Source organism: Sporosarcina sp. CAU 1771 (assembly GCF_054482775.1).
On the sequence record NZ_JBTLRN010000007.1, the window covers coordinates 17915 to 38125 of the forward strand.

General features: G+C 37.8%; 20 protein-coding genes and 1 riboswitch. Of the genes, 4 read left to right on the forward strand and 16 right to left on the reverse strand.

The window, feature by feature from the left end:
• Positions 1-8: 8 nt before the first annotated feature.
• Together ACXYMX_RS07365 and ACXYMX_RS07370 are read right to left on the reverse strand one after the other, a co-directional pair.
• On the reverse strand, positions 9-680 hold the full coding sequence (locus ACXYMX_RS07365) for a methionine ABC transporter permease (RefSeq protein WP_459043604.1): 672 nt from the start codon (positions 678-680) through the stop codon (positions 9-11).
• The gene (locus ACXYMX_RS07370; RefSeq protein WP_459043605.1) at positions 670-1683 is read right to left on the reverse strand and encodes a methionine ABC transporter ATP-binding protein; all 1014 of its coding nucleotides are present in this window, start codon (positions 1681-1683) and stop codon (positions 670-672) included. Before ACXYMX_RS07370 ends, ACXYMX_RS07365 begins: the two co-directional genes overlap by 11 nt.
• A gap of 125 nt (positions 1684-1808) precedes the next feature.
• Positions 1809-1914: riboswitch (SAM riboswitch) on the reverse strand.
• 183 nt (positions 1915-2097) lie between these two features.
• Between ACXYMX_RS07370 and ACXYMX_RS07375 the strand changes: the two genes are divergently transcribed.
• On the forward strand, positions 2098-3261 hold the full coding sequence (locus ACXYMX_RS07375; protein ID WP_459043606.1) for an aminotransferase class I/II-fold pyridoxal phosphate-dependent enzyme: 1164 nt from the start codon (positions 2098-2100) through the stop codon (positions 3259-3261).
• A 157-nt stretch (positions 3262-3418) separates the two neighbouring features.
• On the opposite strand, the gene ACXYMX_RS07380 is transcribed toward ACXYMX_RS07375, so the two are convergent.
• From ACXYMX_RS07380 to ACXYMX_RS07410, 7 genes are all read right to left on the reverse strand, one after another.
• Positions 3419-3862: a hypothetical protein gene (locus ACXYMX_RS07380; RefSeq protein WP_459043607.1), complete on the reverse strand. Its 444-nt coding sequence runs from the start codon at positions 3860-3862 to the stop codon at positions 3419-3421.
• Positions 3863-3870: 8 nt separating this feature from the next.
• On the reverse strand, positions 3871-4218 hold the full coding sequence (locus tag ACXYMX_RS07385) for an ASCH domain-containing protein (RefSeq protein WP_459043608.1): 348 nt from the start codon (positions 4216-4218) through the stop codon (positions 3871-3873).
• Between the two features lie 183 nt (positions 4219-4401).
• Positions 4402-4935 carry a hypothetical protein gene (locus ACXYMX_RS07390; RefSeq protein ID WP_459043609.1) on the reverse strand — a complete coding sequence of 178 codons (534 nt, stop codon included), beginning with the start codon at positions 4933-4935 and terminating at the stop codon, positions 4402-4404.
• Between the two features lie 184 nt (positions 4936-5119).
• On the reverse strand, positions 5120-6385 hold the full coding sequence (locus ACXYMX_RS07395; protein WP_459043610.1) for a glutamate-5-semialdehyde dehydrogenase: 1266 nt from the start codon (positions 6383-6385) through the stop codon (positions 5120-5122).
• A gap of 19 nt (positions 6386-6404) precedes the next feature.
• Entirely contained in the window at positions 6405-7505 is a 1101-nt protein-coding gene (gene proB, locus ACXYMX_RS07400; protein WP_459043611.1) for a glutamate 5-kinase, read from the reverse strand.
• Between the two features lie 146 nt (positions 7506-7651).
• Positions 7652-8098 carry an OsmC family protein gene (locus ACXYMX_RS07405; protein WP_459043612.1) on the reverse strand — a complete coding sequence of 149 codons (447 nt, stop codon included), beginning with the start codon at positions 8096-8098 and terminating at the stop codon, positions 7652-7654.
• Positions 8099-8212: 114 nt separating this feature from the next.
• The gene (locus ACXYMX_RS07410) at positions 8213-8956 is read right to left on the reverse strand and encodes a FixH family protein (protein ID WP_459043613.1); all 744 of its coding nucleotides are present in this window, start codon (positions 8954-8956) and stop codon (positions 8213-8215) included.
• A 158-nt stretch (positions 8957-9114) separates the two neighbouring features.
• On the opposite strand from ACXYMX_RS07410, the gene ACXYMX_RS07415 reads away from it, so the two are divergent.
• The 3 genes from ACXYMX_RS07415 to ACXYMX_RS07425 are packed head-to-tail and all read left to right on the forward strand — an operon-like array spanning position 9115 to position 11770.
• The gene (locus ACXYMX_RS07415; protein ID WP_459043614.1) at positions 9115-9789 is read left to right on the forward strand and encodes a response regulator transcription factor; all 675 of its coding nucleotides are present in this window, start codon (positions 9115-9117) and stop codon (positions 9787-9789) included.
• 2 nt (positions 9790-9791) lie between these two features.
• On the forward strand, positions 9792-11213 hold the full coding sequence (locus ACXYMX_RS07420; protein ID WP_459043615.1) for a sensor histidine kinase: 1422 nt from the start codon (positions 9792-9794) through the stop codon (positions 11211-11213).
• Entirely contained in the window at positions 11210-11770 is a 561-nt protein-coding gene (locus ACXYMX_RS07425; RefSeq protein ID WP_459043616.1) for an SCO family protein, read from the forward strand. The genes ACXYMX_RS07420 and ACXYMX_RS07425 overlap by 4 nt, the downstream gene beginning before the upstream one ends.
• 501 nt (positions 11771-12271) lie before the next feature.
• Here ACXYMX_RS07425 and ACXYMX_RS07430 read toward each other — a convergent pair.
• From ACXYMX_RS07430 to ACXYMX_RS07460, 7 genes are all read right to left on the reverse strand, one after another.
• The gene (locus tag ACXYMX_RS07430) at positions 12272-13045 is read right to left on the reverse strand and encodes a DUF2935 domain-containing protein (RefSeq protein ID WP_459043617.1); all 774 of its coding nucleotides are present in this window, start codon (positions 13043-13045) and stop codon (positions 12272-12274) included.
• Between the two features lie 130 nt (positions 13046-13175).
• Positions 13176-14240, reverse strand: coding sequence for a 23S rRNA (adenine(2503)-C(2))-methyltransferase RlmN (gene rlmN / locus ACXYMX_RS07435; RefSeq protein WP_459043618.1), 1065 nt, complete (start codon positions 14238-14240; stop codon positions 13176-13178).
• A gap of 113 nt (positions 14241-14353) precedes the next feature.
• The gene (locus ACXYMX_RS07440; protein ID WP_459043619.1) at positions 14354-15220 is read right to left on the reverse strand and encodes a 5-oxoprolinase subunit C family protein; all 867 of its coding nucleotides are present in this window, start codon (positions 15218-15220) and stop codon (positions 14354-14356) included.
• Positions 15217-15981: a LamB/YcsF family protein gene (locus ACXYMX_RS07445; protein WP_459043620.1), complete on the reverse strand. Its 765-nt coding sequence runs from the start codon at positions 15979-15981 to the stop codon at positions 15217-15219. The genes ACXYMX_RS07440 and ACXYMX_RS07445 overlap by 4 nt, the downstream gene beginning before the upstream one ends.
• Positions 15981-16730 carry a 5-oxoprolinase subunit PxpB gene (gene pxpB, locus ACXYMX_RS07450; protein WP_459043621.1) on the reverse strand — a complete coding sequence of 250 codons (750 nt, stop codon included), beginning with the start codon at positions 16728-16730 and terminating at the stop codon, positions 15981-15983. Before pxpB ends, ACXYMX_RS07445 begins: the two co-directional genes overlap by 1 nt.
• A complete protein-coding gene (locus ACXYMX_RS07455; RefSeq protein ID WP_459043622.1) occupies positions 16720-17334 on the reverse strand; it encodes a pyroglutamyl-peptidase I in 615 nt (204 codons plus the stop codon). The genes pxpB and ACXYMX_RS07455 overlap by 11 nt, the downstream gene beginning before the upstream one ends.
• Before the next feature lie 18 nt (positions 17335-17352).
• Positions 17353-20208 (reverse strand): M14 family metallopeptidase, encoded by a 2856-nt coding sequence (locus ACXYMX_RS07460; RefSeq protein ID WP_459043623.1) that lies wholly within the window; start codon positions 20206-20208, stop codon positions 17353-17355.
• Between the last annotated feature and the right edge of the window lie 3 nt (positions 20209-20211).

The window sequence follows — 20211 nt, forward strand, 5'->3', positions numbered from 1 at the left end:
TCCCTAAATTAACTTTTATCTATTGATTTTGAAATACGGTCTCCTGAAAATTGAATCACTTGAACTAATAAAATTAGTATGACAACCGTTACAATCATTATTAAATCATCGTAACGATAATAGCCGAATCGAATGGCTAAATCACCAATTCCGCCTCCACCAACAAAGCCAGCCATCGCAGAATACCCAACTAAACTAATTGCAGTTAATGTTAGGCCTTGAATGATACTTGATCTTGCTTCTGGCAACAAAACATCTTTTATAATCATCCACGGAGTTGCACCCACTGCAATAGCAGCTTCAATAACTCCTTTATCGATTTCCCTCATCGAAGTTTCTGTGATTCGGGCAAAAAATGGAATGGCCGCGGCGGATAATGAAACACTTGCCGCTGTCGGTCCGTATGCATCCCCAACTATCAAAACAGTTAGTGGTGTAATCGCGACAAGTAAGATAATAAATGGAATCGATCGAACAATATTAATGACAAATCCTAATATATTCTTTACGGCGCTATTCTCTAAAAATAAACCTCTATCTGTTACAAATAATATGAGTCCTAGTGGCAATCCAATTAGTAGAGCAACTCCAAATGCAATCCCAATCATATATATTGTTTCCCCAAAGGCCTTTGTAATTTCAGGTAGTAATTCTACAATACGTCCGAATTCATTTTCCATATCCAATCACCTCCACTTGCGCTTTTCTAGAAGTCATATAAGCAATCGCTTTATCTACCTCATCCTCTTCACCTTGCAGTTCCATTAAGAAGATTCCAAGAGGTCTCTCTTGAATATACTCAATTGAACCATGTAGAAAGTTTCCTTGCACTTTATAGTTCTGAACTGTATCTGAAATAATACCTTCACCTGCGATATCACCTTTAAACATCACTTTAATAATGCGCCCTGTACAAGTATGTAGAATTTCTTTAGGAACATCGAAGGATACAACACTGCTAATAAATTCCTTCGTTAACTCCGTTTTCGGATCAGAAAAGATGTTATAAACCGATCCATCTTCAATCACTTTTCCGCTTTGCATAATGGCCATGCGATCACAAATTTCTTTCACCACATTCATTTCATGCGTTATGAGAACAATGGTTATTTTTAATTCCCGATTGATTTTTTTAAGTAAACGTAAGATGGACATTGTCGTATTGGGATCTAACGCAGATGTAGCCTCATCACAAAGCAATACAGATGGATTATTGGCTAATGCCCGTGCGATTCCAACACGTTGCTTCTGTCCCCCACTCAACTGTGCAGGATACACATTCTTTTTTTCTGAAAGCCCAACCATTTCAAGTAGTTCCTCTACACGCTCATTAATTTTATTGGCAGGTGTGTTGGCTGCTCTTAAAGCGAATGCAATATTTTCATAAACCGTTTTTTGGCTTATTAAGTAAAAATGTTGAAAAATCATACCGATTTTCAAACGAGCTTGGCGCAGTTGTTTACCGCCCAATTTTGTTAAATCGACACCGTCCACTAAAATAGTACCACTTGTCGGTCGTTCCAATAAATTCAAACAGCGAATTAACGAACTTTTTCCAGCGCCGGAATAACCAACGATACCAAAAATCTCACCTTTGTTAATCGTAAGGGAAACGTCATCGACACCTTTTACAACTCTTTCTTTTGTCTGATACACTTTTGATACGCCTTTTATTTCTATCACGGTATTCCCCTCTTTCTAAAAATCAATCCTAAATTGGAGTGATCGCTTCAAGTTTTGAACAGATACTACAATGAAAATAAAAAATACCTCTTTCATAATGAAAGAAGCACTGAATGAATGGGTTCAGATTATCTCTCAGAATAGAATTATTCTGTAGGAATTGGCACCTTCCATATAAATGGGGTTGCCGGACGTCATAGGGCCTAATCCCTCAGTCACTCTTGATAAATTCCATATTAAGTTATCGTTGCATAAAACATAGTATAATATACAACCAGTAAGTTGTCAACATATTTCGAATTTCAATTTTTTATTTCATGAAAGTCTGTTGCTTTGTTATTCTATAGACATTTTCCTGCAAAAACTATAAGATTTGGAGTAAGCTAGTCAACTACATAGAAACGGGGTTTTCCAATGAAAGTTTCAAAACGATTAAAAAGTTTTCCACCACACTTTTTTGCTTCACTAACTCATAAAGTTGAAAAAGCACTCGCTGAAGGAAGAGACATTATTAACTTAGGACGTGGAAATCCAGACCAACCCACGCCGGCGCATATTGTAGAAGCTCTTAAAGATGCTGTCGATGACCCAACTACGCACGGGTACTCTCCGTTCCGGGGCGTTATGGAATTCAAACAAGCCGCCGCCGATTTTTATAAAAGAGAATACAATGTTGACATCGATCCTAACACAGAAGTCGCTGTCTTATTTGGAACTAAACCAGGTCTAGTAGAGCTTCCCCTAGCCCTTATGGATGAAGGTGAACTTTTATTACTACCGGATCCAGGGTACCCCGACTATTTATCAGCGGTAAGTTTGGCAAATATTACGTATGACACAATGCCATTGCTTGAGTCTAATAACTTTTTACCCGACTTCAATCTGTTAACTGCTGAGCAACGGGAAAAAGCAAAATTAATGTACTTGAACTACCCGAACAACCCTACAAGTGCAACAGCTACTGTTCCATTTTTCGAAGATACCGTACAGTTTGCAAAAGAAAACGACATAGCGGTTCTTCATGATTTTGCTTATGGTGGCATTGGTTTTGATGGTGATAAACCAGTTAGTTTCCTCCAAGTAGACGGGGCAAAAGATGTAGGTATTGAAATGTATACGTTATCAAAAACGTATAATATGGCTGGATGGCGCGTTGGATTCGCAGTCGGTAATGCAGAAATCATAGAAGCACTCAGTCTTTTGCAAGATCATCTATTTATAGATATTTTCCCAGCAATTCAACGGGCAGCAGCTGTCGCTTTAACTGAGAGCCAGGACTGTGTTGTTGAACTTGCCGCACTTTATGAAGCTAGACGTAACGTCTTTATTTCGGAGTGCAAACGAATTGGTTGGGATGTAGTTGCTCCGGGCGCCTCATTCTTTGCTTGGTTGTCGGTTCCTGATGGTCATACGAGTGAATCCTTCTCTGACCTCTTATATGAGGAAGCCGATATCATCGTTGCACCGGGACATGGTTTTGGTAAGCATGGCGAAGGTTATGTGCGTGTTGGCCTTTTGGAAGACGAAGATCGATTAAGGGAAGCCGTTGCACGTATTGAAAAACTAAATCTATTTTAAAGTTAAACCTCATTAAATTCAAAAAAAACTGACGTCCCGTAAAAGGGCACGTCAGTTTTTTCTCTTATTTACTTTACAGTTAAATCATAAGTTGAAAAGCAACTTGTATTTTAAGTTAAATAAACCTCTTGCCCTTTGGACATATGTATTCCATCCATCACCAGAACATCGGCTTTTCGACCATTAACCATAACATCACAAGCATCAGTCCAATATAAATCCAAGACGTCCGATTTAAAAGATTCAAAGCATCATTTTTACTCATTCCAGGCAGGTGAAACTTTCGTAGAACTCGAGTAAAACCCGTTGATAAAAAAAATGCGGATACACCCATTACAACAACCGTCATTACAACCCATGATGTATACCAAGGCCAAGGACCAAGGAGTAATAGCAAAACACCTGTAACAACTAGAACGTGTCCTGCATGCATAACAATACGGATTACAACATCGATAATTGACAAGTATGCACTTTCGATTTTTTCTTCAGCGCCACGTAATCTTTTGATGATTGGCATTAGCAGGAATAATGGACCTATGGATAGAACGGCACTGACGACGTGTAGAAAGACAATCACGCCATAAATTTTAAAATACATTCAGTTCATCATTTCTCTACCGGGCTGAATTCATGAACCCATACGTTCATCGTCGGCAACCAAGGCATTTTTGGGTGTAGTGCAAGGATTGAATCCTTATATTCCTCCATATTATTAAAGCCTTCTTGTTTAGCGTGTTCATCTGTCATTTCACCGAGTTTTTGTCGATAAAGTGCATCCACTATATATTTTCCACCATCTAATTCCATAATTTCACCTGGATAAGCATAAACTCCATTACGTCTAGTCGCTCTTTTTTCTCCACTCAACACTTTTGCAACATCAGCTTTGACTGTTACAAGTCGTTCAACTGAACACGTTTTTTCTGGATATAGGTTATTTACATTTTCACTCATAAAGTTCTCCCTTTTCATTACGTATTTATTCATCTATCATAACGATTTGAAAGGGATAATGCGAACAATGTGTATATATATCAATAGTAATAAGTGAACTTTATGTGTTCATGATTTTGTTCAGATTTAAAAAATGCCTAAGACTCTACCTGCCAACAAAGTCTCAGACAACAATATAATTCTTTATTTGTTGACGGTATAGATTACTGCCAATGAATATTCACCATCTTCACCCATAAACTGATACATAAGAAAGACATTATCTTTTCTAGCTTGCAAAGATACAGCAGTATCAAAAGGCTCAACAACTTCAACTTCATAATTATTTTCAGCTAAGTAATCTTTAAAAATTTGTACGTTGTCCTTCATGCTATCCTCCAGCTTGTAGGTAATGGAGTATTGATCCTTCTCTTCGTCAGAGGATTCTAAAAAGCTAATTGCTTTGTCAGCATCTGGTAATAAAATCTCACTAGAAACTTTCGTAGAAATTTCAACATCAGACCCCATCTGGATTTTAGTACCATCATCAGTTGTTATTGTTGAGCCACCATCTTTTGTATCAAGATCTATTTTCCCTTTTTTTCCGTCTTCTCCTTCAATTTCAACTCCATCTTTTGAGACTTTGATTTTTCCACCATCGCCAGTTGGTATTGTAATACAACCTGAAAGTACAAAAGAAATAAGCATTAAGCTGAATATAAACTTAAGTTTTCTCATCTTTCTTCCTCCATTCGTTGAATAGTAATGCATAATAGTTGCTTTCATTTTAATTGATAAAGGTTAAATTAAGGTAAAGTTTATAAAACTATTCTACCCACTATACTTTCGATTTAACTTATCAAATCAAAACAAGCCATCTCACTGGATAGGTGAGATGGCTTGATAGAATAGCATTATTGAATTATTCGCGAATTTGACCTGTGCCTTGAATTACAAATTTACTAGATGTAAGTGCTTCTAAGCCCATCGGACCTCTCGCATGCAGCTTCTGCGTACTAATCCCAATTTCTGCTCCGTAGCCAAACTCAAAACCGTCTGTGAATCGCGTAGACGCATTATGGTATACGGCAGCAGCGTCTACTTGCTGTAAAAAGAGCGCTGCGTTATTTTCATGATTGGTGACAATTGACTCCGAGTGCTTTGTACCATATTTATTAATGTGTTCGATTGCCTCTTCCACACTCTTAACTGTTTTAACGCTAACCGATAATCCCAAATACTCAGTTTCCCAGTCGTCTTCTGTCGCTACCTTTACTTGTGATGAGATTGCAGCAACTTTTTCATCTCCAAATACTTCTACACCATTTTTCAAGACTACTGAAACAAGTTCTTTCCCATGTTCAGCAAACCATTTTTCATGAATTAAAATGGTCTCGATTGCATTACAAACAGATGGACGCTGCAATTTGGCATTTATAACTATTTTCGTAGCCATCTCAGCTTCAGCAGATTCATCTATGAATACGTGGCAATTTCCTGCGCCAGTTTCCAACACTGGAACTGTCGATTCTCTCACAACGGTATCTATTAATTTCTTACCACCCCTCGGAATAAGAACATCTAAATACTCTTTTAATGTAAATAATTCTTTCGCGGTTTCTCGACTTGTGTCTTCAATCAACTGGACAGCATCTACGGGGATAGAACTTTTTTCAAGTGCAGAATGAATAGACTGAATGAGTACCTTGTTCGAGAATTCTGCTGAAGAACTTCCTCTTAAAATCGCCGCATTACCTGTTTTAAGAGATAAAGTCGCGGCATCTATTGTTACATTCGGACGTGCCTCATAAATCATGCCGATAACCCCGAGTGGAACGCGCTTCTTATTAATTAGTAATCCGTTCTCTTTCGTAATTGATTCAACGATTTCACCAACTGGATCTTTCAATTCAACCAAAAGCTTAATTGCATCTGACATATCTTGTATCCGCTTTTCATTTAGCATGATACGATCAAGAACTTCATCCGTAAGGCCATTAGACTTCCCAGCAACAAGATCCTTCTTGTTTTCACTAAGGATTATATCTTTATCCTCTAACAACTGTTTTGCTATTAAAAGAAGTGCTTCATTCTTCTCTTCAGTAGTAACAGATACTAATTTCATGCTTACAAGTTTAGCTTTTTTTCCTTTTAACTGAACCTCACTTGTGGAAGTTATATTCATCATTTATAGGTCCTCCCTTTAGTTAAATACTTACCCATTTATCTCGGTGAATTACTTCTACTTGCGTTTTACTAGCACGTTTTCGACGTTCTTCACTTCGTTTTCCAATTACGTCAAGTAAATCAAAAGAGGAATAGGTTACTTCGCCTTTTCCAATCAATCCATTCATCCCAAATACCTCAACGACGTCCCCTTTTTCAAAGTCGCCTTGAACTTTATAGATTCCTGCAGGTAATAAGTTCTTGCTATTAAAAAGAATTGCTTCTTCTGCACCTTGATCGACATAAATCTTCCCAGACGGTTCTGAGTGCATCGCAATCCATTGCTGATTGATATTGATGGAGCTTTGTTTTTTCTTGGAAATGTATGTACCATCTCCTTTTCCATTCATAATATCAACTAACTTCTCAGATCCTTTTCCGTCACCGATAAATACAGGTACACCTACGGAAAGTGCCGTTTTTGCTGCCAGTAACTTGGATTTCATACCACCCGTTCCAACTTTTGAACCTGACCCTTTGGCATAACCTAACATTTCATCCGAAATCCCCTCTAGAAAATCAAACTTTTTTGCATTGGGGTTATCTCTTGGATTGGCATCATAAATGCCATTAATATCAGTTAAAATAATCAGCTGGTCTGCGCGTACAAAACCACTAACAAGGGCAGAAAGCATATCATTATCTCCAAAGGTTAGCTCTCTGATGGATACCGTATCATTTTCGTTAATAATCGGCAACATTCGTCGTTCAAGCAATTCCATAAGTGTTGCATAAGCATTTCGATAGCGACCCTGGTTGGTGAAATCATCACGGGTTAATAAGATTTGAGCTGGGACAATTGAAAACTCACTGAATTTATCAATATAGGATTGGATAAGTAACCCTTGTCCGACTGCAGCAGCAGCTTGCCGCCCCTTAAGTGTAATAGGTCTTGAACTATAGCCCAACTTTGCAAATCCAGCAGCAACAGCTCCAGATGATACTAACAAAACTTCATGCCCAGCTTGCCGAAGAGCGACAACTGCATGAATATGATCATCAAACATTTCCTGATCTATTTCACCTTGGTCATTTGTAAGTGAACTGCTTCCAATTTTAACAACAATTCTTTTTCTTGTCATAATGCATTCCCCTAAATATTATATTTACCATTCGCTTAAGTTTATATTAAAAATCATTCATATCTTGCATTTTACTATAATTGAAGGGAAAAAGAAAGCATAAAATGATTATTTATTTGACTTTGTGTATATTTATTCAATTATACTTATTTAATCTCGACAGTTGCCTCTACTACTACTCTAACATTTCCTTTTATCGCACGACTGATCATACACGAAACTTCTGCTTGTTCGGTTAATTTCTTAGCGAATAAAAGATTTTTTTCAGTCGCATCTTTTTTAAGGATCAGGTGAGGTCTATGTATGATTTCTTTATATGTGATTATGCCGTTTGTAACATCCACTACTCCAACTGACTCCATCGTTAATGACTGCTTTTCGATTCTGCTTCTTTCAAGCATCGCGGCAAGTGTAATTATATAGCAAGTTGCAGCAGCACCTAACAGCATTTCATCTGGATTCGTTCCTACGCCTGGACCATCCATTTCTGGTGGAATTGAAACTTTTGTTTTTAGATTTCCTGAATGAATCATTCCGACATCATTTCGTAAACCGGGCCACTCTGCTTGTAATTTAAAATAATGTTCTACCATTATTATCGCTCCAATCATTAAATTCTCTCTTATTATACATATAATGCAGCAAACTATGTCAAAAGAGCAAACCTTGAATCGGTTTGCTCTGAATGGTTTTCAATATAGGATTGTTTACTTTTCCACACTTATTTGAAATTCTTCATGTTCATGCAATCCGGTATCATCCTCAACATGAATCACGATAATAAACTGACCTTCCTCAGAAAATGTGTAAAGTGACTGGTATTCCCCAGCAACAGTTTCATCGGCATCTATCCAGTCATGGTTGTCTGGGTCACTTTCGCTCCAGATTTCATAACGAACGTTGGCATCTTCAAATGGATGTCCATCCATATCCAAATGTACAACTAAATCCTTCTCATCTAACTTCTTTACATCTTTAGGCTCAATAAAATGCATTGAGAAGCCTTCTGATTGACCTTCGTTTTCTTCATCTTCGGTGACTTCATAGTTTCCACCAGTACCGACAGTTACTGTTTTTGTTGGCATTGTATGCATATTTCTAGCAGTAACATGCACCTGAATATAAAAGAATCCATCATGATCAAATGAGGTTTCACCTGTATACACTCCATCTTTCTCGTTCACTGAATCAATCATAATACTTTCTTCTTTTTTACCTTCTTCCCATATTTCAAACTCGACTTGTGACGCATCATCTACTTTTTCCTCGCCCTGTGTTACTAATGTTTCCATTTTCACTACTTCATTCACATCAACAGCTTCAGGCACGGTCAGTTCGACTGTTATGGGGAGAAGGACAAGATCTTCTTCAACTTGCTCGTCTTCCTTGCCACACGCAGCTAGTACTCCGATAATAAATACTAATGAAAATAGCATATACCTTTTCTTCACTTTCATTCCTCCAAGTTCTTATTGCTTAACCAATTTCTCTTTCTTCAGTATGATTATAGTAGCTGATTAAGAAGTATTTATGAAGTTGGTCCAATTCACATAAATTTCGTATTTACAAGCGATAATGAGTTTGCATATAGATGAAATGAGGTTATTTTATGAATCAATTTACAGTCATGATTATAGACGATGAACAACAAATGAGGCAACTCGTTCGAACTTTTTTGGAGGCTGAATCCTATTCAGTTATAGAGGCGACAGATGGCTTGCATGCCCTTTCACTAATTAAAAACACACCCCCTCATCTTTTAATTGTTGATGTGATGATGCCGTTCATGGATGGTTTTGAATTTGCTAAAGAGGTTAAACAGCTCTATAATATCCCTTTAATTTTCCTTTCCGCTAAAGGAGAAGAGTGGGACAAAGTTCGTGGACTCAAACTTGGTGGGGATGATTATATCGTTAAACCCTTTCTTCCGGCAGAACTAGTCGCTCGTGTCGAGTCTGTCTTACGGCGAACTTATCAAACTCAAAAGCCATTTGATGTACTTCATATTGGTCCAATAACAATCGACCGGGATGCGCACAAAGCCAGTATTGAAGGGAATACCCTTTCCTTAACATTGAAGGAATTCGGCCTTCTAGATATCCTTGCAAAAAACAGAGGACGCGTTTTTACTAGAGAGCAGTTACTTGAACTTGTTTGGAGCGAAAATCAAAACAGTAGCGAGCGAACAGTCGACACACATATAAAAACGTTGCGCTTAAAATTAGGCAAGTATGGTGAACAAATTGAAACCATCTGGGGTGTCGGTTATCGGTTCGAGGTGTGAAGATGAAGAAATGGAAACTTACCCTGAGTAAAAAAATACTTCTACTTCTTCTTTCAAGTGTCGGGTTCACAATACTCTTTTCATTTTTCTTCATTCATTTTCTTTACTCTGAGCTGTACTTATCCAGTACAAAAGAATCGATTATTTATCAAGGACAACGAACAGCCTCTCACTATCACTACGGAGAATTAAGTGATGAAATCGTTGAAAAAATCCACTGGTATAATATTGTCTCTGAATATGACATTATTGTCGTAGATGAGTTAGAGAAAATCTCTTCTTATTTTCCTTATCAAATCAACTATGAAACACTTGTAGACGAAAAAGATCGAACAGATTTGGAGAACGGGAAGTATGTTATGAAAGAGGGATTTGTAGAAGAATTGAATACCGAAGTGCTTGGTGCAATTTTCCCGATTAAAGGCGATTCCGATTTAATCGGCTTCATATACATTTATGTACCTTTAGCCGCGGTTCAGGATGTGTTTAAAGAGAGTATCCCTTTACTAATCTTCGTTGGTGTCTTGTTTTTCTTTATTTTATTTTTAATTGCTAATCGATTTTGGAGTTCTTTATATAAACCCATTCATCAACTTCAGCAACATTCCTATGAAGTGTCTCGTGGAAACTACACCCATAGATTAGAAACAGATCGAACGGATGAAATCGGTCAATTAACAAATGCGTTCAATAAAATGAGTCGATCTTTAGAACAGCAGGACATACGTAAAAAAGAATTCCTCTCGAATATAGTGCATGAGTTACGAACCCCCCTTACTTATATTAGTGGATATACTCAAGCCTTAATTCATAAAAAATATACTTCATTCGAAGAAGCCAACAACTACATCACTACAGTTGAAAAAGAAACCGAACGTCTCAACCAATTAATCAATGACCTTGTTGAGTTAAGTTATCTAGAAGAAAACCTCTATACACTAGAGAAGCAACCTATCGCTCTTGCACAAGTCTTATTCGATACAGTTGACCTGTTTACAATCCATCTCGACAGTAAAAAACTAACTCCAAAGTTATCAATAGATGAAGACCTTATCATTATAGGTGACGCCAAACGTCTTGAACAAGTATTTTATAATGTGATTGACAATGCGATTAAATATTCCAATTCAAATGGTGAGTTAACAATTGCCCTGAAAAAAAATGAGCAGTATGCTCAGTTCAAAGTGACGAACCAAGGAATCAGTATTCTACCAGAGGATATCGATCGTATCGGTGAACGCTTTTTTAGAACAGATAAAGCTAGAACACGAGCTACTGGTGGTACAGGTCTGGGACTTTCCATCGTTAAGGAAATTGTGCGTCTTCATGAAGGAACATTTTCTTTAGAAAGCGATCCAAATTATGGGACCGTAGTAACCATTGAACTCCCGATACTGTTCCTTCCGGAAGGAGGACTACAATGAGTAGAACAATATTGCTTCAACTGTTCTTTGTATTAATTCTTTTAACTGCATGTAGTACCAAACCAACCGAGAGAATTATCGCACCTTTTATATTCACCGACCAACACGGCCAGCAGTTTGGGACGGACAACTTAGTAGGTAAAGTATGGGTAGCTAATTTTGTTTTTACAAAGTGTACTACAGTTTGTCCACCCATGACTGCGGAAATGGCAGGGTTACAAACTTTATTTAAAGAAGAAGGTCTTGAAGTCGAATTGGTGTCTTTTTCAGTAGATCCAATAGTAGATTCCCCAAGTGTACTTACCGACTATTTGAGTGCGTATACCACTGATGACTCCAACTGGCATATGTTGACGGGATATCCACAACTAGAAATTGAAACTTTTGCACGAGAACAGTTTCAAACGATGGTTCAAAAACCAACTTCATCTAGCCAAGTTATCCATGGTACTACATTTTATCTACTCGATAAAAATGGAGCACTAATAAACGAATATAGTTACATTGACAACTCCTTTGCGAAAGAAATGATGAAGGATATTAAGAAGTTAAAATAAGGCTCTGTTAAATAATAATGTTGATAAAACTTATTACACAATAGTGCTGTTGATTTCCGTTTCAGCCGGACGCGTTCCGGAGGGCAGGCGGTGGACCAACCCGTTCGCTCCGCTCCCGTTGGTTGTTTCACCTGACCCGCTGTCCTCCCGGAGTCGCCGTCTTCCACTTCAATCAACTAGGAGTGTACAAATAGTATTAGTACTGCATTAACCATGAAATAAAACGAACTAGCGTAGAAGCGACAAGTGTGAGCCGAAGTAGTAAGACCGACAGCGAACTTTCTGACGGGCTTACTACGGGAGGCCATCACCAATTAATGTTCATTATTTTAGCTGCGCTAAAAAACGTTTACGCGACGATATTTCCACGCCTCCCATTACACTCGATAAGGAGTCTAAAAGTACTTTATCTACTATCAACAGAATTTTTTAACATACCCTAAAATAAATAAAGTTCAAACACTCCCTAGTAAATTCGGGAGTGCTTGAACTTTTATTTGATTAAGTTACTCTTTTCTCTTCTAAGTTCCTCCATAAGTGATGTGCTTCTCTAGCGATATGCTCTAGCAGATTCGGTGGGGCGGTTGTTACTGCAGCACATGCTTTAATTAATTCGCTTAATTCCAATTTGAAGGCTTCAAGTGCTTTGGCTTCTTTGATTACCATCTGGTTAAATGTATTTAATACCGGAGAAATTTCATTTCGAGGGCGTCGAATAATTGTTTTTAGTGAATTCGCTTGTAAAAATAGATTTTCAAACTTCTTTGTCATTGCCCGGACTTGATCATGAAGTTCATAGTTTGAAGCGTCTACATAATGACTAATGAAAATTAGATGATCTAGCATTTGTCGTAACCAGAAGTTATTTTCATGAATCGTTGCATCTGCGGGAGATACGTAGGCACCGGTTTCTATTAATTTAAACACTTTTTGCGCCTCTTCAGCTTCCCTAATCATATGATCGAGAAGTGAGACCGGTGTTGAAATTATGACTTCACAATGCAATGCTTTATCCATTGTATGAAGCAGCAAATCACGAAATTCTGCTGTAGAACTATTCGCTTCATCGAGCAGAACACCAATGTCTACCTTCTTCTTTTCTGCCTTTTCAAAGATTGTCCCCATTCGTTTAACCATCTGGTGATTTGCACGAGCTAGTTCAAGTTCATGGTGACTAATTTCTCTATCGAAGAATTCGCCGTGCTCAAAATTATTTCGTACCCAAAAATCGATAATGCCATAGGTATCCCTTTGGTAGTTATCCGTATATGACAACTTTCCACCTCTTTCATATTTGTAACAGCAACTTATCATATGCTGGGCATTTTCTTTAGTTACTGAAATAAAAAAGGCGATATTAAAAAGAGTAATGAACCACCTTAACAGGTGACTCATTACTCGAAGATTAGACTACTTTTTCTTTTTTAATTTGTTTACTTCTTAACTGACCACATGCTGCGTCAATATCTGTTCCTTGCTCGTGACGAACACCACAATTAATCCCTTTACCTTTTAATGTTTCATAAAAGGCTCTGATTGCTTCTGGCTCACTTCTACTATACTGTCCATGTTCATCGACCGGATTATATGGGATTAAGTTTACGTATGACAAATGACGTTTGTTTTGAAGCAATTTTGCAAGTTGTTTCGCCTCTTCAACATGATCATTTACATCATGTAGTAGAATATATTCAAATGTAATTCGACGGTTCGTTTTCTCTAAATAATAATCTATAGATGCCATTAGTTTGTCGATTGGGAAGGCACGGTTGATTTTCATGATTCGAGTACGTAGCTCATCATTTGGTGCATGTAAGGACACGGCCAAATTCACCTGGAACTGCTCATCAGCGAACTCAATAATCTTATGAGCTAGTCCACTCGTTGAAACTGTAATATGTCTCGCTCCGATAGCCAATCCTTTAGCATCATTTACTGTGCGTAGGAAATTCATTAAATGCGTATAGTTATCAAACGGCTCGCCAATTCCCATTACGACAATATGGCTCACGCGTTCTTCTAACTCTTTATCATCAAGATGCTGCTGAACTTTCATGATTTGCTCGACGATTTCTCCACTATTCAAATCGCGGCTTTTTTTCAATAATCCACTTGCACAGAAACTGCAGCCAATATTACAACCAACTTGAGTTGTTACACATACAGAAAATCCATAATGGAATTTCATCAACACAGTCTCAATCAAATTCCCATCTTGCATTTTAAATAAAAACTTAATTGTTCCGTCTGTTGATTCTTGCTTAACAGACTGCTCTAGTGTCTGGATAACGAAATGCTCTTCTAGTAATGCCAGACATTCTTTATTCATATTTTTCATATCACTAAAATTCTTTACTCTTTTTCTATAAAGCCAATCCCATATTTGCTCAGCACGAAACTTTTTTTGTCCGTGCTCCACTAACCATTCAGCTAATTGATCCTTTGTGAATCCATATAATGATTTTTTCATTTATTTGTTGCCCTCATTTCGAAAATTACAATTCACTAATTATACTACTTCTTTTTATGAAAAGGAACAACTATTTTACCTGAAAGATAAAAAACAACCTGTCGAGAATTCGTTCACTCAACAGATTGTTTGACAAAACGAATCGTTCCTCCGATTCGAAGTTGGGCTACTTTGGATAAATCTTTATTTGCAATTTTACCTATCGTTGCATAACCACCTACAGTTTGGGCGTCCGCCATTAATAGTATAGGTTGTCCGCTCGTTGGAACCTGAATGGTACCAAATTGTGTTGCTTCACTAATGATATCCGCGCTGTCTTTAAACTCTAAAGCAGGGCCATTTATAAAGTAGCCCATTCGATCTCCACCACGCATCGTATATGTAGTATTAAAAAATGTTTGAACACTCGTTTCAATAAATAAATCTATATGTGGGCTTGGCCATACATTGACCTCGATATCCTTGCTATATACCGGTATACGAGTATGAGTCAGTCCACGATTCAGACGCTTTTTTTTAGCTGAATTCACATAAAGTATTGAATCCTTCTTTACGACTTCACCTATTTTTCCTTTTGGATAAGCCGATCGACTACCCAATATTTCAGGTGCATAAAACCCACCTTCTGGGATAAGATAGGTAATTGACCCACTTCTTGGTTTTACAAACCGAAGTATTTGCCCCTTAACTATATCAAAGGACTTCCACATGGGCGCCTCAACATCATCAATCAGAGCAGTTAAATCAGCCCCCGCTATCGTTATACGATGGTCCATAAGTACTTTTAACGTTAAGCCCCCCAAAAACAACTCCAGCGCACTTTCTTTCTTATCGTTAGCAGCGATTTCCATTCCAGTTAGAAATGCATGTTGATCCATTGGACCTGAAACCGGCATTCCAAATCGTCTATACCCTGTCCTACCCATATCCTGAATGGAACTGTATACTCCAGGCTGAATCACCTGAAACAAAGGAATCATTCAGATTCACCTAACGCTTGTACAAGTATATTCTTTGTTCGCAATAACTTTCGGAGCTCTTCTACACGCTTAGCTACTTCATTTCCATCACCATGAAAACAAATCGTATCCGCCTTTAATTGGATAACCTTACCGGTTCGAGTTTGAACTTGGCCTTTCAGTATGATGTCTAGAACTTGTTGTTCTATTTCCTCTTGTGTATGTAAAACAGCATCTGGAAGCAAACGCGAACTAAGTGACCCATTGTCAGCGTAGCGACGATCAGCAAATGCTTCACTTGCCGTTTTAAGACCTATTTTCTCGCCTGCGAGAATCAATTCACTATTACATAATCCAAATAAGTAGGCTTCGGGTGCCGAATCATAGACAGCTTCTGCAATCGCGTTCGCAACTTCCTTATTTATTGCAGATGTGTTGTATAAAGCGCCATGTGGCTTAACATGCGCAAGCGGTACATTGTTAATAATACAAAATTGCTGAAGTGCTCCAATTTGATACACAACGGCACTGTAAATTTCACGAGAGGTCATCGATAGATTTCGTCTCCCAAAACCTTGTAAATCTGGATATCCTGGATGTGCGCCAATTGCTAATTTGTGCGTAATGGCTTTTTTCAACGTGTCGTCCATTACATTAAAGTCGCCTGCATGAAAACCGCACGCAATATTAGCTGAAGTTATAAATGGAAACAAATTTTCATCTTCACCTATTGTGTAGGAACCAAAACTCTCTCCTACATCCGCATTTATATCGATTCTCATCAAGGCACCTCCTTTATACTTTCATAGATTTTTTGGGGATCACTTTCTAATTCTCGTTCGATTTCCAAGTACTCTTCAAAACTAATTGAATGGAATGAAACACAATCTCCCGACTGTAGAAGAAATGAATCTTCACGTAGTGGACAATATAAATCCAATGGCGTTCTACCAAGAATATTCCAACCGCCCGGAGATTCCAAAGGATAGATGCCCGTTTGATTAGAACCGATTCCAACTGTTCCTTTCGGTACTTTTAATCGTGGTTTTACAAGCCTTGGTACATTTAGAGCTTCATCTAATTCACCTAAGTACGGAAACCCAGGTAAAAAACCAATCATGTAAACCGTATATATCCGACTTGTATGCAAAGAAATTACTTCTTCACGTGAACAACCCGTTTGTTCAGTAATTCTATCCATATCTTCACTAAACTGTTCGGCATAACACACAGGTATTCGAATTAACCTTCGAGAAGATAACGTTTCTGTTATTTCTATTTCCGACCACTTAGTTAAGATGTCTTCGATTAAAGACGGTGCATCTTCAAGTTCTTTCTTATAAAAAAGTGTAACTGTATGATAACTTGGTACAACCTCTGCTAATAAATAATTTCCATCTTGGTTAATAAATGTCGTAAAGGCTTGAATTACTACATTCGTTTCTGCATTAATGGTTGTGCCAAATTGAAAACGAATAGATTGTTCACCTGTTACCATTACTTCGGGTATATGCGTATTCTTACTGCCCATCTTCAGACAACATTTCGATACAAAGTGAGACCCCTTTTTTCAAATCTTCATGCGACCAACTTGGTATTTTTCCATGTTGAATCGCAAGTTCGTGAGAGGCTGGAATATGGAGGAAGCCTGAAAGCATAGTCGGTTTAAACTTTTTGGCATATGCTAAGCCTTCGTACATCACGTTATTACATAAATAAGTCCCTGCACTATTCGAAATTTCAGCAGGTAAGCCGTTTGCAAGTAAATGATTTACCATTGCTCTAACAGGCAAGGACGACAGATGAGCGGGTTCGCTATTCATATGTATTGGTTCATCTACAGGGATATGACCTTCATTATCCGGTTCCCCGTCTTTAAAATTAATAGCAATTCTCTCGGGTGTCATTTTGTATCTTCCACCTGCTAACCCCAATGAAATGACCGCATCGGGTTGGATACTCTCGATATGTCCAAGGAGTTGAGTTCCTGATGAATTGAAATCCACAGATAATACTTCACTATGAATAATATAATCACCAATTACTAAGCCATTTAATTCTTCCACAATTTTCATTGTCGGATTAATAGTAAATTTTAAAAATGGTTCGAATCCTGTGAGTAATAATTTCTTCATTTATATTAGCCTACCTTTCTATAATAGAATGGGTCGATTTCTTTTTTTAGAAGCCGTTCCCATCGTATGTGAGCTCTTTGCATTAGCTACCAGCTTTAGGACTGCCAGATTAAATTTCATTTGTGCTTCTACACATGTATCAAGCGCATTACCAGAAACAATTTCGTCTGCTGCTTCAGTAATAACATCTGCTGCTACCCAATCTGGGTAACGTAAAATTCCTACAGATGTGTATGTCGGTGTAACAGACATTTCTCGATAAAAGTGAATACCCGAAGCTTCTTCAATCGGAAATGTATTGGGGAGCCAATCGTTGCCATATTTCTTAAATCTTTTTTTCCAGTATTCATTTTCTACTGCGATTGCAGAACCTTGAATTTGAGTGCTTACCGCTTGAACGATCTCTTCTAGATTCTTTTTTTGCAGTTTGTGATTCACCTCAGCGGATACTCTACCGATACCGTAGATTTTTGCACTAGGCAAAAAGTAAGATACAGGAAATCTTGGTGGACTATTATATCCAGCAAACGGCTGAATCCATTCATGCGCAGGTATTCCGTGATTGTCAACAAGTACATCGGGCGCCCATTTACGCATTATCTCCGCATAGACATTTGCTTCAGTAAATGCTGTTTGTTGAAAGCGCACATGTGCAAATTCTAATCCTACTGCATTATATCTAGCTGCATGATGTTTCCACTCCGGGTGTTCAATCATCAGCCTCTCCAACAATTGATAACCATCCGGATTTGCCATTGGGATAATCACAATATTTATCTTTTGTAGCAAGTCCTTTACCATTGAAGTATTTGTTTCTAGTAACTGGACAATTGCCGGTGTACTGGATACTTCATTCGCATGATGTCCCGCTTCAATAAATAGAGTCTTTTTCATTAAGGTCATTTTAAGCGCAGAATAAAATGTCTCTTCAGATGTCCCGAAACATTCGATAACTGGAATTGCATTGCCTAGATAGGAAAATGCAGGGTAGACAATTCTATGATTTTTCACAGTAGATAACCAGGTTGATAGCATCGGGTGTACATGTTCTTTTGGATAAATAAAAGACTGAATAGGTACAATTATTTCTCTTGTGCCTGTTTCCATAATAGCATCCAACAAGTTTCCATTCATATCAAATACTATTTCATTTGTTTTAATCCCTTTAACCTTTACATCATCCCACTTATAAATACGTATTACCGCTTTGGGATTTTCTCCAACGTGAACATGCATAAATGGTTGTATTCCGCCAGGAGCATTAAATGGCTTCCCATCAAGGTCCTCACCCATTTTCGCAAAATAATCCAACGTATTAAAGTACAAATCTTCATGAAGTGCCTCAAGTGCAGAAATACGTTCCTCATCTACAGGAAGCTTTGCTTCTTCTTCACTTATCCAGACTTCAATTTCTATGCGATCGAATAATGGTCGCGAATGACCTTGGCCCTCATTAAAGTTGCTTGTAGAAGCTCGTAATTTCGGGAGTACCTTATTCATGTAATAGGAATAAAAGCGTGCTCTGTCTGTTTCAATTATTTTCTCCTCAACAAGACTGCCATTCTTAACTATTCGCAGTGCACTCGTAGAAGGATAAACTGAATGAACACCATCCACATAAGCCATCTTTGAGATAGGCACATCTAAACATCCAAGTGTTATTGTTTCACCATTTTCTAATTCTGCAAAGACTATATAAGTATGTTTTTGTTCCTCTTCCAACGTAAATATAACCTGATCAGATTGGATCTGCGTCATTTCCTCAATATATCGATCGATTGGATAAATTTCCTGTATCCAACGGATTGGCAGTTCCAATGCATTCAAATTTTCCTCTTTTTTAACTGATATAATGATTTTCTTTATACCCATTGGAAATAACGGGATAAGTTCCTCGCTAAACCAGTGAAACGCCGTTTTAAAAGCTGACCGAATAGTTATGGTTTCAATCTGCGGGAAACTATTCTTCCATTTTTCCTGCAATGCCTCCCTGACTTCTATAGGCTCTGAGAGATAAACTTCTATACTACTGCCATCCAAATAAACCGAGCTATTTATAGATTTGAATACTTCTTCCACTTCACCTACATCCGACCACTTTTCTTCAAGAAGCAGTTTTGCTTCCTTCGTTGAATCGTGCACAAGTTGTTCTTCCCAAAAACCCATTGATCCTCCTTCACTCCAATGTGTACTTCGTGAGAAGGAATGCAAAGTTTTTGGAAGCTGATCAATTGGGCCTTCTAATTGAAATGCGTTATCTTTTGTCAACAACAACTTATTTTGTGTACCTTCCACAAGAGTAAAAGAGATTTTGGCTCCTTCTCTTTTCGTAATTGGAAATTCAAGTGCTGTACTATACAAAGCAGCCCTTGCAGTAAAATAACAGAGTTCCTTTAGTAAAGAAGTAGACAAGACATTTTCTTGAACATCTACAGATAAACTAAGCGTTCGGGTAGGCGATGCTTCATTGTGCGTTCCAAATCCTGAATGACTCCAAATCTGACTAAGGCTTTTAATTTCACTATAAAAACTAGTTTCTTCAGCCATTTCTTTCTGTAAATCGGCATAAGCAAGTTCTCGTAATAAATCTGAAAGCTCTTCATCGTTTCTATACGTTACTAGCAATTTTTCTTCTTGAAAGGATGCGACGGTTTCATGGTAGGATTCCTGAAACTCCATATGAACTCGTTGTTGCTTTTGTTCAAATAAGTCAAATGAAAACTCGGTTGTTTCATATCCGATTCGAGCACAGAAATCAATCAGACCTATCGGCATAAGTCCTTCTGGTAAGTCGATGTAAAGCGATACACCATCAATTACATGATCATTATTTTTATCGACAAAAACACCATTTGTTGACCAAAACTTTTCCATCAT

Excerpts from the sequence above, each read along its gene's own strand:
- ACXYMX_RS07365 (WP_459043604.1), bottom strand. The coding sequence starts at position 680 with ATGGAAAATGAATTCGGACGTATTGTAGAATTACTACCTGAAATTACA.
- ACXYMX_RS07375 (WP_459043606.1), top strand. The coding sequence starts at position 2,098 with ATGAAAGTTTCAAAACGATTAAAAAGTTTTCCACCACACTTTTTTGCT.
- ACXYMX_RS07380 (WP_459043607.1), bottom strand. The coding sequence starts at position 3,862 with ATGTATTTTAAAATTTATGGCGTGATTGTCTTTCTACACGTCGTCAGT.
- ACXYMX_RS07385 (WP_459043608.1), bottom strand. The coding sequence starts at position 4,218 with ATGAGTGAAAATGTAAATAACCTATATCCAGAAAAAACGTGTTCAGTT.
- ACXYMX_RS07390 (WP_459043609.1), bottom strand. The coding sequence starts at position 4,935 with ATGAGAAAACTTAAGTTTATATTCAGCTTAATGCTTATTTCTTTTGTA.
- ACXYMX_RS07395 (WP_459043610.1), bottom strand. The coding sequence starts at position 6,385 with ATGATGAATATAACTTCCACAAGTGAGGTTCAGTTAAAAGGAAAAAAA.
- proB (WP_459043611.1), bottom strand. The coding sequence starts at position 7,505 with ATGACAAGAAAAAGAATTGTTGTTAAAATTGGAAGCAGTTCACTTACA.
- ACXYMX_RS07405 (WP_459043612.1), bottom strand. The coding sequence starts at position 8,098 with ATGGTAGAACATTATTTTAAATTACAAGCAGAGTGGCCCGGTTTACGA.
- ACXYMX_RS07415 (WP_459043614.1), top strand. The coding sequence starts at position 9,115 with ATGAATCAATTTACAGTCATGATTATAGACGATGAACAACAAATGAGG.
- ACXYMX_RS07420 (WP_459043615.1), top strand. The coding sequence starts at position 9,792 with ATGAAGAAATGGAAACTTACCCTGAGTAAAAAAATACTTCTACTTCTT.
- ACXYMX_RS07425 (WP_459043616.1), top strand. The coding sequence starts at position 11,210 with ATGAGTAGAACAATATTGCTTCAACTGTTCTTTGTATTAATTCTTTTA.
- rlmN (WP_459043618.1), bottom strand. The coding sequence starts at position 14,240 with ATGAAAAAATCATTATATGGATTCACAAAGGATCAATTAGCTGAATGG.
- ACXYMX_RS07440 (WP_459043619.1), bottom strand. The coding sequence starts at position 15,220 with ATGATTCCTTTGTTTCAGGTGATTCAGCCTGGAGTATACAGTTCCATT.
- ACXYMX_RS07445 (WP_459043620.1), bottom strand. The coding sequence starts at position 15,981 with ATGAGAATCGATATAAATGCGGATGTAGGAGAGAGTTTTGGTTCCTAC.
- pxpB (WP_459043621.1), bottom strand. The coding sequence starts at position 16,730 with ATGGGCAGTAAGAATACGCATATACCCGAAGTAATGGTAACAGGTGAA.
- ACXYMX_RS07455 (WP_459043622.1), bottom strand. The coding sequence starts at position 17,334 with ATGAAGAAATTATTACTCACAGGATTCGAACCATTTTTAAAATTTACT.
- ACXYMX_RS07460 (WP_459043623.1), bottom strand. The coding sequence starts at position 20,208 with ATGGAAAAGTTTTGGTCAACAAATGGTGTTTTTGTCGATAAAAATAAT.